The following is a 14,463-nucleotide window of genomic DNA, read 5'->3' as shown; positions in this document are numbered from 1 at the left end:
CTGCGCGGATGGAGCGCACACCCCTGCCGTGAAGCGCACACCCTGTGCAGCCGGCCGTAGGGGATGTGCGCTCACCACAGCAGGTGTGCGCTCGCAAAGGAGTGCTGCGTCGGAGGAGCGCGCTACCCGCCGTGAGGTGCACACCTCGTCCAGCCGGCCGCAGCGGTCTTCACTTGCAGATGGCGCTGCGCGGATGGAGCGCACACCCCCGCCATGAAGCGCACACCCTGTGCAGCCGGCCGTAGAGGGTGTGCGCTCACCACAGAGGGTGCACGCTCACCGCACAGGGCGCACTGTCACACCAGCGCATCGACCAGCAGAACCAGTGCTCCACCGGCCGAGACGACGATGGACACCAGCCGGAGCCGGCGCTTATCCAACACACGATTCACCCACCGCGACGCCACATAGCCCAGCGCCACGACGGGCAGCAGCAGAGCGCACGCGACGAAGGACCGCGCCGACAGGGACCCTGTGATGCCGAGCGCGGCCAGAGACATGATCGAGCCGACGAGGAAGAAGCCGCTCATGGTGCTGCGGAGTGTCGCTCCGGTGCTTCCACTCCAGATCAGCGCCATCGGCGGTCCACCGATGGATGTCGCGGTTCCGAGCAGTCCGGATGCCGCACCCGCCGTCATCAGCGAGCCGCGTCGGGGTGCCGGTGACCAGCCGATCGACGTGGCGACGACGCCGAACAGCACGACCGCGCCCAGCATGATCGACAGGCCACGATCGGGGAGGACGACCAGGAGCGCGGCGCCGGCGATCACGCCGGGAACTCGACCCACCAACGCCCAGCCGGCGCCGCGCACGTCCAGGCTGGTCCGCTCGCGCAGCACGACCAGCGCGGTCAGTGCCGTGGCCAGCAGGATGAGCGTGCCGGGCACCATCCGTGGGTCGATGATCGCGAGGATCGGCGCCGCGACCATTCCCATACCGAAACCGATGGACGATTGCAGGCAGGACGCGACGAACACGGCGAGCCCGACAATCGTCCATTCGATTCCGGTCATACGGGCAAGGCGTCCGATCTGGGGTGGTGGCATTCCGCGATGTGCAGGTTCCCGAGACGGCCGACCGTCGGGGGAATGCCCGTCGAGCAGACGTCCGTCGCGTGAGCGCAGCGCGTGCGGAAACGGCAGCCCGACGGCGGGTTCAGAGGCGACGGTACCTCGCCCTCCAAGAGGATGCGCGAACGCCGGGTCGAGGGATCCAGCGTCGGGGCTGCCGACATCAGTGCCTCGGTGTACGGGTGCGTGGGATGGTCGAAGACGTCGTCGGTCGGTCCGGTCTCGATGATGCGGCCGAGGTACATGACGGCGACTCGGTCGGCGACATGCCGCACCACCGACAGGTCGTGCGAGATGAAGACGTAGCTGATGCCCAGTTCCTTCTGCAGGTCGGACAGCAGGTTGAGTACCTGCGCCTGGACCGACAGGTCGAGGGCCGAGACGGGCTCGTCGCACACGACGACACTCGGGTCGAGTGCCAGGGCTCGGGCGATGCCGAGTCGCTGGCGCTGACCACCGGAGAACTCCTGCGGGAAGCGGTGCTCGTCGCTGGGACGAAGTCCGACCAGGTGCAGCAGTTCACGGACGCGGGCGGCGCGGTCGCGCTTGGTCTTGTACATCGTGCGGTGCGTATGCCAGGGCTCGGAGATGATCTCGGCGGCCGACATGCGGGAGTTCAGGGAGCCGTACGGGTCCTGGAACACCATCTGGATCCGCCGACGCCACGCCAGCAGCTCCTTGCCCTTGAGACTGAACGGGTCGACGCCGTCCCAGGACACGGTGCCCGTATCGGGGCGCTCGAGCATCATCAGCGTGCGCGCGAGAGTGGACTTGCCGCAGCCGGATTCACCGACCAGTCCCAGTGTTTCGCCTCGGCGCAGCGTCAGGTCGATGCCGTCGAGTGCGCGCAGCTTCTTGTGGCCTCCGCTGCCGGCCGCGACATCGAACGTCTTGGACACTCCACGGACCTCGAGCAACGGTGCGGCCTGCGTGGCCGCGGCCTCACTCTCCACTGTCGTCGTAACGGACACCGGACACCTCCTCGGGGAAATGGCATGCGGTCCACCGGACATCGCCGGCGGAGCGCAGTTCGGGACGCTCCGCGACACAGACGGCGCGAGCGATGGGGCAGCGGGCCTGGTAGACGCAGCCGCTAGGAATGGAGTGAAGGTCCGGCGGGGTGCCGCCGATGGACTTGAGGTGCTCGCCGCGCACGGTGGCGACGGGCACGGAGTCCAGCAGCCCCTTGGTGTAGGGATGCTTCGGATCGCCGAACACCTCGGCGACGGGTCCCGTTTCGACGACGGTTCCCGCGTACATCACGGCGACGTCGTCGGCTTCCTCCGCGACGAGGGCGAGATCGTGCGTGATGAGGATGACGGCCATGTCGTGCTCGGTGCGCAGGTCGCGCAGCAGGGACATGATCTGCGCCTGCACGGTGACGTCGAGGGCGGTGGTGGGCTCGTCGGCCAGAAGCACCGTCGGACCCAGGGCCACGGCCATGGCGATGAGCAGACGCTGCCGCATACCGCCGGAGAACTGGTGGGGGTAGGAGTCCGCGCGTGACTCGGGCTCGGGGATGCCCACGCGTTCCATCAACGAGATCGCTTCGACGCGAGCCGCTTTGGCGGACATACCGCGGTGGATGCGGAACGGTTCCGCCAACTGCGTGCCGACGGTGTAGACCGGGTTCAGCGCTGTCAGTGCGTCCTGGAAGACGATGGCGAGCTCGGTCGCGGCGATGCGGCGGCGGGTCTTGGAGCTGGCCGTGACCAGGTCGGTGTCGCCGAGCATCACGGTTCCGTCGACGACGTCGGCAATGGGTTCGAGCAGACCCACGAGGGCCTGGGCGGTCATCGACTTGCCGCAGCCGGACTCTCCCAGCAGTGCCAACGTGCGACCACGTTTCGCGCTGAAGGAGACTCCGTCGACCGCGCGGACGGTGCCGGACGGGGTGCGGATCTCGACGGTCAGGTTGTCGACGTCGAGCGCGGTGCGGGCGAGAGCGGGAGCACTCATCGGCGTGCCTTTCTCTTCGAACGCGGGAGGGTGAGGCGCCAGCGCTGCGCCGGGTCGGTGGCGATGCGTGCCCACGCGGCGAGCACGGTCGCGGACACCGTCGTGATGACGATGGCGAGGCCGGGGAAGAACGACAGCCACCAGGCGCTCTGCAGGTAGGTGCGGCCCTGCGAGACCATCAGGCCCCAGCTGATGTCGGGCGGCTGGATGCCGATGCCGAGGAAGCTCAGGGACGACTCGGCGAGCATCACGAAGCAGAAGTCGAGCGTGGCGACGGTGAGCAGCGTCGGCAACAGGATGGGTACGACGTGACGACGGATCACCGCGCCGCTGCCGGCGCCGAACGTGCGGGCCGCGTCGACGAAGACGCGCGAGCGCAGCTCGGCACTCTCGGCACGGGCGGTGCGCAGGTAGATCGGGATGCGGGTGATGGTCAGGATCAGCACGATGTTGGCGGCGCTGGGGGAGAAGACGTAGAGCACGACCACGGCCATGAGCAGGGACGGGAAGCTCATGATGACGTCGGCGACGCGCATCGCGGTGGTCTCTCGCCATCCGCGGTGGTAGCCGGCCCACATTCCGATGACGGAGCCGATGATGCCCGACAGGATCACGGCGGGTACGGCGACCGACAGGGTGGTGCGGCTCGCGAGGATCAACCGGGCGAGCATGCTGCGACCGAGGGGGTCGGTGCCCAGGATGTTCATGAAGCCGGTGCTCATCGAGAACGGTGCCAGGTTGGAGCGGTCGAGGTCCTGCCGGGTGGCGGCGTCGGAGACGACCATCGGGCCGAAGATCGCGGTGAGGAACACCAGGATCAGGATGCCGGCTGCGATGGTGGCGACGCGGTCACGCAGGAGCAGTTTCCACAGCGGCATCGTGGTGGTGCGCGACGGCGCCGCGGACTGTGGATCGGGGCCCGGGGGGAGCACCGGAGGAACCGGGATCCCCGAGCTGTCCTTGCTTGCTTCGAGTGTCATGACGGCCTCCTCAGACCTTTGCCTTGTCGCGAACTCGTGCGTCGAGGAGTGCGTAGCACGCGTCGATGACGATGTTCAGAACGAAGATGCTGATGGCCGTCAGCAGCACGGCCGCTTGGAGAACGGCGAAGTCCCGCTGCAGGATCGCGTCGATCATCAGCTTTCCGATGCCGGGCCAGCCGAAGATGGCCTCGACCACGACCGCGCCGTTGACCAGGCCGACGGTGAGGTCACCGGCAACCGTCAGGGCCGGAGCGGCAGCGTTACGCAGGGCGTGATGGGTGACGACGCGCAGGTCGCCGGCGCCCTTGCTCCGTGCCAGCCGGACGTACGGTGCGGACAGGGCGGACACCATGGCTCCGCGGACGACCTGGGTGAGCACGCCCAGCGGACGGATCAGCAGGGTCGCGATCGGCAGGATCCAGGCGGCGGCGCCGCCGGTTCCGGAGGTCGGCAGGACACCGAGCACGACGGCGAAGATCCAGACGCCGGTGATGGCGAACCAGAAGTCCGGGATGCTGGCCGCGGTCATCGACAGCAGACTCGAGAAGCGATCGGCGATCGAGTTGGGACGGTAAGCGGCCCAGCAGCCGATGACGATGGAACCGATCACGGCGAGCAGCATCGTCACGAACGCGAGCTGCAGCGTCGCGGGGAAGGCTCGCAGAGCCATCGTCGACGCGGCTTCACCGGTGCGCAGTGACTCGCCGAAATCGAGATGCAGGACGCCGCCGAAGTAGTCGGCCATCTGCGTCCACACGGACTGGTCGAAGCCGTTCTGCGCGGCGAAGGCCTCGCGTTGGGCGGGGGTGGCCGACTCCGGCAGGTAGAGACTGGTGGGGTCGCCGGTAAGTCGGGCCAGGAAGAAGACGCCGATCAGGACGACCAGCAGGGGTACGAGGCTGGTGTAGACGCGTCGTCGGAGGAAAGCGAACATGGCGGTCACACCCTTCCGGAGGTGGGCTGCTGGCGGGTGGGGCTAGTCGGTCGCATCGGAACTCCGAGTCATCTCGGCCAGTCGCATCTCGTCGACGGTGGCGGAATCGGGGGTGTAGTCGATGCGCGGGTCCTTGGCCAACACACCGTTCATGTGGGCGATGTACGCCATCTGCGTGATCTCCTCGGGTTCGCGTGCGAACAACCCGGCGAACGCATCCTGGCGCTGCTCATCCGTGAGTGCCTCGGCCTCGTCGATACCTTCGTCGAAACCGGTTGTGCCGTAGGAGCTCTGGAAGCCGTCACTCCTCATGTACTGGTCCATCGTGAACGCTGCGTCGCCTGCCTGGTTTCCGTGCTGGATCACCAGCAGGTACGGCCCCACGTTCGGGAACGGGCGTTCCTGGAACTCCGCGGTGGCCGCGGTGTCCTTCATCTCGATCTTCACGTTCAGGCCGATGCCGGCGAGTGCGTTCTGGATGACCTCGACGGTTTCGTTGATCTTGGGAAACTGCCCGGTGCGGCCGATGAGGCGGATCTCGGTGTCGACGGGAACACCGTCGGCGCGAGCCTCGTCGATCAGTGCCTTGCCCTTCTCCATGTCGTACGGCCACGGCGTCAACTCGTCGTTGTAGCCGACGACGCCGTCCGCGATCAATTGTGCTGCGGGGGAACCCATTCCGCGGAACAGCGCCTTGACGATGCCGGAGCGGTTGATGGCGTAGTTGATGCCTTCCCGCACACGCTGGTCGTCGAGCGGCGGCGTCGTGGCCTGCATGCGCAGTGCCGTCGTCTCGTTGTTCGGGAAGGCGGCACCGAGGTCGCCGGCCCCGTCCTCGGGGCCGAGGCCGGTGGCGATGTCGGCCTCGCCGTTGGTCACCATGGCTGCGCGCACGGAACCCTCGGTGCGCCACTGGTAGACCGCGCGGGTGAACTCGGGCTCCTCTCCCCAGTAGGAGTCGTTGCGCACCAGGGACAGTCGCTGCCCGTAGTCCCACGAATCGATGCGGTAGGGGCCGGTGCCGATGGGTTCACGGGTGCGCTCGGCGTCGCCGACCTCACTGGTCACCATCTCGATGAACGACAGGCGCAGCGGGAGGATGGGGTCCGGCGCCGGCGAGGCGACCGTCACGGTGGTCGGGTCGAGCGCCGTGACGGTCAGATCGTCGTCGCCGAAGACGTAGCCCTCGACGTTGCAGGCCAGGTCCGAGTTCACTGCTCGCTCGATGGACACCTTGGCGTCCTCGGAGTCGAAGGTGGATCCGTCGCTGAAGGTGACGTCGTCCCGCAGGCGGATGGTCCACTCCGTATCGGACGTCCGCTCCCAGGAGGTGGCCAGCTTCGGTTCGAGGTCACCCGATGTGGGGTCACGCTCGATCATGGGCTCGGTGATGTTGGAGCGGACGACCACACCGATGGCGGTGAGGGAGACGTCGCACGGCTCGAGTGTCGGGGGCTCCTGGGGCAGCACGATCCGGACGGTGTCCGGGCTTGCGGCATCGCCGCTGTCCGAGTTGGCGACTGTGCATCCGGTCAGGAATGCCGACGCAGCGAGCACCGACACCAGAGATGTGGCGCGGGTGGATCTCATGAATTCTCCAAGCTGAGTGGGGCTCTGCCTAGCGCGTGCTGTCGGGGCTGTCGACGCGCGCTGGGGCGTGGAGGCCGGAGGCCGGTCGAGAAAGACGTTGCGGGTTCGTTGCCGCCTGTGACGGTAGACACACGGTAGGAGGGTGGCCGGTGAGCGTCAACAGCGGATGACCCGCAAAATCGCAGTTGAGAGCGGATTTTCACGTCGTCACGGCCTTCCCGTGCGGTCCGGGTCACAGCGTCGAGGCTCTGACCTGCTGCATCACACGCGGCGATCATATCAATGCTGGATGAGTATTGATCCATGCTAATTGCGTGTTGGACCGGTATTCGTCGCCGGGCATACGATGACCCGGACGAAGGCCGTCACACCCGACGGTCGGCGCACTGGCGAAGGAGGCGGCATGACCGACGGTGGCTCACCGAGTTCGGCTGATGCGCAGCGTTATTCCGATGTTCTGCGGGTAGGCGGACTGAAGCCGTCTCTGATGGAGACGCTCAGCGCCGGCGGTGCGCTCGTTCTGCCGGACGACGGCCGCGACGCTTTCCTCGAGCAGCACGCCGACCGGGTCCGCGCCGTGGTCACCTCCGGCCGGGTCGGTGTCGACGCCGACCTGATGCGACTCCTGCCGGGTCTGCGAGCGATCGTGCATTTCGGTGTCGGATACGACGGCACCGACGCCGACGAGGCTCGTCGCCTCGGCATCGGTGTCAGCAACACACCCGACGTCCTGACCGACGCCGTAGCGGACACCGCGCTGGGGCTGCTCATCGACACGATGCGGGGGTTCTCCGCGGCCGACCGCTACGTGCGAGCCGGCGAGTGGACGACGAAGCCCATGCCCCCGCTCGCGCGACAGGTCAGCGGCTCGCGGGTCGGCATCCTCGGACTCGGGCGGATCGGCAGCGCCATCGCGCATCGCCTCGACGCGTTCGGATGCAGCATCGGGTACCACAATCGCAACGTGGTCGACGGCAGCCCGTACGACTACTACTCCTCACCCCGCGAACTTGCTGCGGCAGTGAACGTTCTGGTGGTCGCGGCCGCAGGAGGCCCGGACACCCAGCAGCTGGTGGACAAGGCGACCATCGACGCGCTCGGCGCCGACGGATTCCTCGTCAACGTCGCACGCGGCAGCGTCGTCGACGAGGACGCCCTCGTCGACGCCCTGCAGAGCGGACGTCTGGCCGGTGCCGGACTGGACGTGTTCGCCCACGAACCCGAGGTTCCCGAAGCGCTCCGACGCCTCGACAACGTCGTTCTGCTTCCGCACGTCGGAAGCGCGACCGTACAGACACGTGCGGCGATGGAAGCTTTGACCCTCGACAATCTTCACTCGTTCCTCGCCGACGGCACGCTCGTGACGCCGGTCTTCCAGCCCGGACAGAAGGAGACCTCATGAGCGTCGTCGTGGGATACGCGGACACCGTCGAGGACCGCAATGCGTTGCCGTTCGCGTTCCGCGAGGCCGTCATGCGCGGTACCGACGTGACCGTCGTGGTCGACGGCGACCGGTCGTCGGTGGACGAGCAGATCATGGCCGCCCGGACCGACTCGGGTGCCGACGGTATCGCGGTGCGCGTGGCCGACCTGGTTCCCGGCCGATCGCATGCCGACAACCTGGTCGACATGTCGTACGAGCCGGACGTCGAGATCCTGGTCATCGGAGTGCGACGCCGGTCGCCCGTCGGAAAGCTGTTGCTGGGCAGCCTGTCCCAGCGCGTTCTTCTCGACGCCCACTGCCCCGTCGTGGCGGTCAAGCCGCCCGTCGAGGTCGCCCGCTAGAGCTGCGTCACGGCGGCGACGTCGCCCAGCACCCGGTGCAGGGCGGGGTTCGTCGCGTCGTGACGCCATGCGGCATTGAGCCGTACGGGCTTCTCGGTGCTGGATCGGAGTTCGCGGAACACCACACCCTCGGTGTGCATCGTGCGTGCCGACGCCGGAACCAACGCGCACCCCAGCCCGGAACTCACCAGCATCAGCATGGTGTGCACCTGCGTCACGTACTGCACGTAGCGGGGAGACACGCCGGCGACGGTGAAGGTGCTGATGAGCAGCTCGTGGAAGTACCGGGCGTCGACGGGTGAATACATGATCACCGGCTGATCCTCGAAGTGGGTCACCGCGAGGCGTTCGACGTCGAGAAGTTCGTGACCCTCGGGGATCGCGGCCACGAGCGCTTCACGGTGGATGGGCCGCGTCGTGATCCCGGGCCGGGTCACCGTGGGACGGACCAACCCGAGGTCGAGCTCACCGCTGGCCAGTGCGTCGATCTGGATGGACGAGACCATCTCGCGCAGAACGAGTTCGACGTCGGGAAGGGTGTCGCGGACGTCGGCGAGGAGCCGTGGGAGAACGGCGTGGGCCGACGCCGCGGTGAATCCGATGACCACTGTTCCCAGGTCGCCTTCCGGGACGCGCTTGACGGTCAGCGCAGCGCTCTCCGCCAGCCGGACGATGCGGCGGGCGTCGGGAAGGAACGCGAGGCCGGCGGCGGTCAGTGTCACCGAGCGGGAAGTCCGGTCGATCAGTTGGACGCCGAGCTCGCTCTCGAGCTGTTGGATCTGTCGGCTCAGCGGCGGTTGCGTCATGTGGAGCCGCTCGGCGGCGCGGCCGAAGTGCAGCTCCTCCGCAACGGCGATGAAGCACGTCAGACGCGAGAGCGAGAACATCGGCTCAAGATAGCCGACCGTGTGAACGGCCGGTCACCATCGCGGCGAAGAGTTGACGAAGGCGGGTTCGAGACTCTGCCGGTAGCCGGTGTCGTCACGGTCCCTGATCCCGCAGTCGACGTACTGCTGGTGCAGCCTCGCCAGCGCGCCCTCGTCGAGTTCGACGCCCAACCCCGGTCCCGTGGGTACGGCGACGGCGCCGTTCTCGATGCGCAGAACGCCCGGGACCACGACGTCCTCGGTCTTCCACGGCCAGTGTGTGTCGCAGGCGTACGTGAGATTCGGCGTGGCGCCTGCGAGGTGCACCATCGCGGCGAGGGATATGCCCAGGTGCGAGTTGGAGTGCATCGACAGGCCGAGTCCGAACGTGTCGCAGATACCTGCCAGCAGACGCGACCGCTGGAGGCCGCCCCAGTAGTGGTGATCCGACAGGACGACGCCCACGGAGTCACGCCGAACCGACGGCTCGAGCTGATCGAAGGCGACGACACACATGTTGGTGGCCAACGGCATCGGGGCCTTTCGGGCGACCTCGGACATGCCGTCGAGGCCGGGAGTCGGATCTTCGAGGTACTGGACGACGCCGTTCAGAGCCGACGCGACCTCGAGGGAGGTGTCGACGGTCCACGCCGCATTGGGGTCGAGTCGCAGGGGGAGATCAGGGAAGGCCTCGCGTAGCGCGACCATCGCCGCGATCTCCTCCTCGGGTGGGAACACCCCACCCTTCAGCTTGATCGCACCGAAGCCGTACTGCTCGATCATCGTCCGGGCCTGGCGCACGATCCCGTCGGGATCGAGCGCAGCACCCCACCGGTCGTCCTCCGCGCCCGGATGCGCTGCCCACTTGTAGAACAGGTAGGCGCTGAACGGCACGGTGTCCCGTACCGATCCACCGAGAAGGTCCGATACCGGCCGACCGAGGATCTTGCCCTGGATGTCCAGGCAGGCGACCTCGAAGGGCGAGAAGACGCGATCGGTGGTGCTGGCGGTCGTGATCATTCCGGCAACGCCGTCACCGCCTGTTACCGACAGGCCGGCGAGGCAGTCGTCGATCACGGTGCGCAGGACGTTCAGCGCGAAGACGTCGACACCGCGCATCGCCTCTGCCGCCGCGTTCAGCCGCACGAGATGTGCGGTGTCCGCGTAGGTCTCACCGAGACCGACGATCCCGTCGTCGGTACGTACCTGCACGATCGCCCGGAGGGCGAACGGCTGATGGACACCGACGGTGTTGAGGAGCGGCGGGTCGGCGAACGCGACCGGTGTGACGGTGACAGAGGCGATGCGTCCGGTCACGAGTGCACGGCCTCCTTGGTGACCGAGTCCGCAGCGAGTGCGTCGGCGAGAACGGCGCGGCCCGCGGCGATGATCGCGGTGAGCGTCTCGACATCCGCCGGGGCGGCGTCGACGAGGGGAGCGCGAACAGGGCCGGCGGCAACACCTTCCAGCGTGACGCCCGCCTTGATCAGAGAGACGGCGTAGCCGGGGACCGAGTCGCGCAACCGCACCAGTGGGTGGAAGAAGTCGCGCAGCAGGGCGTCGGTCAGGTCGTCGTCGCCGTTCTCGAGCGAGGTGTAGAACGCCAGGGCGAGCTCGGGAGCGAAGGCGAACGTCGCCGACGAGTAGAGCGTGACGCCGATGGCGCGGTAGGCCTGCTGCGACACCTCCGCGGTGGGGAGGCCGTTGAAGAACTGGAATGCCTTGCCGGTGGGAGCGAGGGAATCCTGGACTGCGCGGACGATGCGTGACACACGATCGAGATCGCCTGTGCCGTCCTTGAATCCGACGACGGTGGGGAAGTGCGCGACCTCGACGGCGGATGCCTCGTCGTAGCGCGCGTTGCTGCGGTTGTAGACGATCACGGGCAGGTCGGTCTCGGACGCGACCTGGCGGGTGTACTCGACGAGGCCTGCCTGCGGCATCGTCACCAGGTACGGCGGCAGCAGCAGGAGACCGTCGGCGCCGTTGTCGCGAGCGGTCCGGGCGAAGATCTTCGCCTGGGCGACGGAACCGCCGGCGCCGGCGTAGACGGGAACCCGACCCGCCACGGTACGCACTGCGGTGGCGACGATCTCGCCGAACTCCACGGTCTCGAGTGCATGGAATTCGCCGGTGCCGCAGGCGATGAACACGCCGCCGGGGCCGGCATCGACACCCTTCGCGATATGTTCCGCGAGCAGCGCGTGATCCACCTCGCCGGAGTCGGTGAAGGGGGTGACGGGGAAGAAGAGGACGCCGTCGAGCATGAGATCTCCTGGTGTACGAGAAGTGGGGTGGGTGCGGGAAGGCCGGAGGCCGGTCGGTGTGGAGCGGGAAGGCCGGAGGCCGGCCGGGTGATGCGGGAAGTGAGGTACTGGGTGGTCAGTCGCGGGAGAGTTGGCCGTCGATGCGGCGCCAGATGCCGTCGGGGTTGCCGTCGGCGATGGCGCTGGGAAGCAGGGCGGTGGGAACGTCCTGGTAGGCGACGGGTCGGAGGAACCGCTCGATGGCGAGCGATCCGACGGACGTCGACCGTGAGTCCGACGTCGCCGGGTAGGGGCCGCCGTGGACCATGGCGTGACCCACCTCGACGCCCGTGGGCCATCCGTCGAAGAGGATGCGCCCGGCCTTGAGTTCCAGGACGTGGAGCAGGCGCCCGGCGTCGGCATGGTCTGCCGCGTCGGCATGGATGGTGGCGGTCAACTGGCCTTCGAGCGCGCGAGCCACCGCGGTGACCTGCTCGGCGGAGGCGCAGCGGACGACCAGGCCGGACGAGCCGAAGACCTCCGTCTGCAGCACGTCCTGGCCGAGGAAGGTCGTGGCGTCGGTGCTGAAGAGCGCTGCCCGTCCGGCGTTCGGCGCATCGGTCGCACGGCCGCGCGCGACCTCGCTGGCGGCGGAGCCGAGCGCTTCGACGCCCTTGCCGTAGCTGGCCGCGATGTTGGGGGTCAGCATGGTCGTCGGGGCGCTCTCGGCGACTGCGTCGGCGGCAGCTGCGACGAACGCGTCCAGGCCGGGGCCGTCCTGAGCGATGACGAGGCCCGGGTTCGTGCAGAACTGGCCGGATCCGAGCGTCAGCGAACCGACGAACGCACGGCCGAGGTCCGCTGCGCGCGTCTGGAGAGCGTGGGGAAACAGGAAGACGGGATTGATGGAGCTCATCTCGGCGTAGACCGGGATCGGTTCGGGTCGACCGGCAGCAGCGCGTACCAGTGCTGTTCCGCCCGAGCGTGATCCGGTGAATCCGACGGCCTTGATCCGGGGGTCGGTGACCATTGCGGTACCGATGGTGGGTCCGTCGCCGTAGACGAGGGAGAAGACGCCGGCGGGCATTCCGGTGGCGGCCGCCGCCTCGGTGATGGCGCGCCCCACGTACTCGGACGTGCCGGGGTGGGCGTCGTGTGCCTTGACGACGACGGGGCAGCCCGCGGCCAGAGCCGATGCGGTGTCACCGCCACCGACGGAAAACGCCAGCGGGAAGTTGCTGGCGCCGAACACGACGACGGGCCCGAGCGAGACCATGCGCTGGCGGATGTCGGCGCGAGGCAGGGGAGCGCGGTCCGGCACGGCGGGGTCGATCCGGGCGCCGTTCCAGCTGCCCTCGCGCAGCACCGAGGCGAAGAGGCGGAGTTGACCGCTGGTGCGCCCGACCTCGCCCGTGATGCGGCCGAGGGGGAGACCGGACTCGGCCACCGCTCGCTCGATCAACGTCTCGCCGAGTGCCTCGATGTTGTCGGCTATCGCGTCGAGGAACTGTGCGCGTGCCGCGGACGTCGTGGAGCGGTACTCGTCGAAGGCCTGATCCGCGGCGGCGCACGCTGCGTCGACGTCGGCCAGTGCGCCGTGCCGATACGCGGGCTCGAGGCTCGTGCCGGTGGAGGGATCGATGCCGTGAATCGTCTTGCCGGTGCCGGGGACGGTGGACCCGGCGATGATCAGTTCCCCGGTGAGGGGAGCGGTCGTCGTCACCGTTGCAGTCATCAGTGGATCAGCCCTTCTCGCTGTTGTGCGTGTGCGACTGACGTTAGGACCCTCAGTCATACAAGTCCAAGTCAAATTTGCACTACAGCGATTCAGTAACTGTATCGACCGGGGTGACGCCCCGGCTACCGCACAAACGTCAGCGTGAGGTCGCGGTGCGCCGCGCCCGCACGGCGATCGTGCGGACGAGAACCACGATCGCAGCCACCGCGGCCGTCCATCCGACCGTGGTGTTCAGGACTTCTCCGGACAGGCGTCCCTGCGCCGCCCAGCCGAGACCCCACGACAACGACAGAGCAGGCGCTATGCGGCCCGCGGACACCGTTGCGAGGAACAATCCGACGGCCGCCGCGACGACCAGCACGACGACCGCCCACGCGGTGGCAGCGGACTCGACTCCGATCGAGGCCAACCAGGCGCTGATGTTCGCCACTGTCGCGATGGACACCCAGCCCAGGTACAGGCCCATCGTGCCGTCGATGATCACCGTGTCGACCGCAGTCGTTCGAGGTGCCTCGATCAGTCGAGCGAAAACGAACGCGAGACTCGCGAGGAGTGCCACGATCACGACGACGCTCAGGAACACCTGCCCGAACTGCACGACGGTGATCCAGGCGGCATTGAGCAGCATCGTCACGGCGATGGGCACGCGGAGTGCTCGCTGCCGCTCCGACCGACGCTGGGCGGGCAGTGCCTGCCAGACGGCGTACGCGATCAGTCCGAGGTAGATGACCGACCAGATGGAGAACGCCGGTCCGGCGGGAGCGACGAGGGTTGCGGTGGCGCTGAGGGCACCGTCCGCCGCCTCCGCGATCGGTGTGCCGACGACAGCGCCGGAGCCGAGGAATCCACCGACCACCGCCACGATCGCGCTCAGTACGACGAGCCACACGGAGCTCGGCCGGGCCACGTCCGACGAGGGCGTCGCGGTAGTGATGTCAGGTGTCATGAGGGTCCTTGGCGAGGGGGTTCGACGGCGCAATCATGCCCGAAACCGGGAATCTCGAAACAAAACTGAAGTTTTCTGCGGGTCGAGTTTCGGCCGGGCAGACAGACAATGGTGCAGATCCCTGCACGGCAAGACCATTTCACCTGAGGAAAAGAATGGTCATTAATGGCTCGATAAGGGCAGGTGCGAGGCATGATTACCGTCTCGAACGATATCAAGTCGTCACTGGCAGCGCCGGTTTGACCAGCATCCCGACATCGTCGAGTTTCACCCCCATCCGCTTTGGCTCGTGTAACGAATGGGTAATCAAATCTAGAAGTAATGGTTTGTACCGCGCCGATGTCCG

The 14,463-nt window shown here is 67.7% G+C and carries 13 protein-coding genes; 2 read left to right on the top strand and 11 right to left on the bottom strand.

The features are described from left to right. Positions 1 to 296: 296 nt before the first annotated feature. From RU01_RS12350 to RU01_RS12325, 6 genes are read right to left on the bottom strand one after another with little or no spacing between them, the layout of a single operon-like run. On the bottom strand, positions 297 to 1,013 hold the full coding sequence (locus RU01_RS12350; RefSeq protein ID WP_042574861.1) for a sulfite exporter TauE/SafE family protein: 717 nt from the start codon (positions 1,011 to 1,013) through the stop codon (positions 297 to 299). Next, positions 1,010 to 2,041, bottom strand: a complete 1,032-nt coding sequence (locus RU01_RS12345) for an ABC transporter ATP-binding protein (protein ID WP_042574860.1) — start codon at positions 2,039 to 2,041, stop codon at positions 1,010 to 1,012. Before RU01_RS12345 ends, RU01_RS12350 begins: the two co-directional genes overlap by 4 nt. After that, entirely contained in the window at positions 2,013 to 3,029 is a 1,017-nt protein-coding gene (locus RU01_RS12340) for an ABC transporter ATP-binding protein (RefSeq protein WP_042574859.1), read from the bottom strand. Before RU01_RS12340 ends, RU01_RS12345 begins: the two co-directional genes overlap by 29 nt. Continuing rightward, complete coding sequence (locus RU01_RS12335) at positions 3,026 to 4,009, bottom strand: ABC transporter permease (RefSeq protein WP_082043077.1); 984 nt, start codon at positions 4,007 to 4,009, stop codon at positions 3,026 to 3,028. Before RU01_RS12335 ends, RU01_RS12340 begins: the two co-directional genes overlap by 4 nt. Before the next feature lie 10 nt (positions 4,010 to 4,019). Continuing rightward, positions 4,020 to 4,946 carry an ABC transporter permease gene (locus tag RU01_RS12330; protein ID WP_042574903.1) on the bottom strand — a complete coding sequence of 309 codons (927 nt, stop codon included), beginning with the start codon at positions 4,944 to 4,946 and terminating at the stop codon, positions 4,020 to 4,022. A 42-nt stretch (positions 4,947 to 4,988) separates the two neighbouring features. Further along, a complete protein-coding gene (locus RU01_RS12325; protein WP_042574858.1) occupies positions 4,989 to 6,536 on the bottom strand; it encodes an ABC transporter substrate-binding protein in 1,548 nt (515 codons plus the stop codon). 403 nt (positions 6,537 to 6,939) lie between these two features. Between RU01_RS12325 and RU01_RS12320 the strand changes: the two genes are divergently transcribed. Next, positions 6,940 to 7,938, top strand: a complete 999-nt coding sequence (locus RU01_RS12320; protein WP_042574902.1) for a 2-hydroxyacid dehydrogenase — start codon at positions 6,940 to 6,942, stop codon at positions 7,936 to 7,938. Continuing rightward, positions 7,935 to 8,321 (top strand): universal stress protein, encoded by a 387-nt coding sequence (locus RU01_RS12315; protein ID WP_042574857.1) that lies wholly within the window; start codon positions 7,935 to 7,937, stop codon positions 8,319 to 8,321. The genes RU01_RS12320 and RU01_RS12315 overlap by 4 nt, the downstream gene beginning before the upstream one ends. Here RU01_RS12315 and RU01_RS12310 read toward each other — a convergent pair. The 5 genes from RU01_RS12310 to RU01_RS12290 all read right to left on the bottom strand — a co-directional run bounded on the left by RU01_RS12310 (position 8,318) and on the right by RU01_RS12290 (position 14,117). Then, positions 8,318 to 9,208: a LysR substrate-binding domain-containing protein gene (locus tag RU01_RS12310; protein ID WP_042574856.1), complete on the bottom strand. Its 891-nt coding sequence runs from the start codon at positions 9,206 to 9,208 to the stop codon at positions 8,318 to 8,320. The genes RU01_RS12315 and RU01_RS12310 overlap by 4 nt on opposite strands. A gap of 33 nt (positions 9,209 to 9,241) precedes the next feature. Continuing rightward, positions 9,242 to 10,504 carry a glucarate dehydratase family protein gene (locus RU01_RS12305; protein WP_042574855.1) on the bottom strand — a complete coding sequence of 421 codons (1,263 nt, stop codon included), beginning with the start codon at positions 10,502 to 10,504 and terminating at the stop codon, positions 9,242 to 9,244. Then, entirely contained in the window at positions 10,501 to 11,454 is a 954-nt protein-coding gene (locus RU01_RS12300) for a 5-dehydro-4-deoxyglucarate dehydratase (RefSeq protein ID WP_042574854.1), read from the bottom strand. The genes RU01_RS12305 and RU01_RS12300 overlap by 4 nt, the downstream gene beginning before the upstream one ends. A gap of 115 nt (positions 11,455 to 11,569) precedes the next feature. Continuing rightward, positions 11,570 to 13,168: an aldehyde dehydrogenase (NADP(+)) gene (locus tag RU01_RS12295; protein ID WP_042574853.1), complete on the bottom strand. Its 1,599-nt coding sequence runs from the start codon at positions 13,166 to 13,168 to the stop codon at positions 11,570 to 11,572. Positions 13,169 to 13,307: 139 nt separating this feature from the next. Then, complete coding sequence (locus RU01_RS12290) at positions 13,308 to 14,117, bottom strand: TspO/MBR family protein (protein ID WP_042574852.1); 810 nt, start codon at positions 14,115 to 14,117, stop codon at positions 13,308 to 13,310. Positions 14,118 to 14,463 lie beyond the last annotated feature (346 nt).

This window comes from Rhodococcus sp. MEB064 (assembly GCF_000834565.1).
Taxonomy (GTDB): Bacteria; Actinomycetota; Actinomycetes; order Mycobacteriales; family Mycobacteriaceae; genus Rhodococcoides.
The sequence above is the reverse complement of the archived record's forward strand: the minus strand, read 5'-3'. Positions and strand labels throughout refer to the sequence as shown.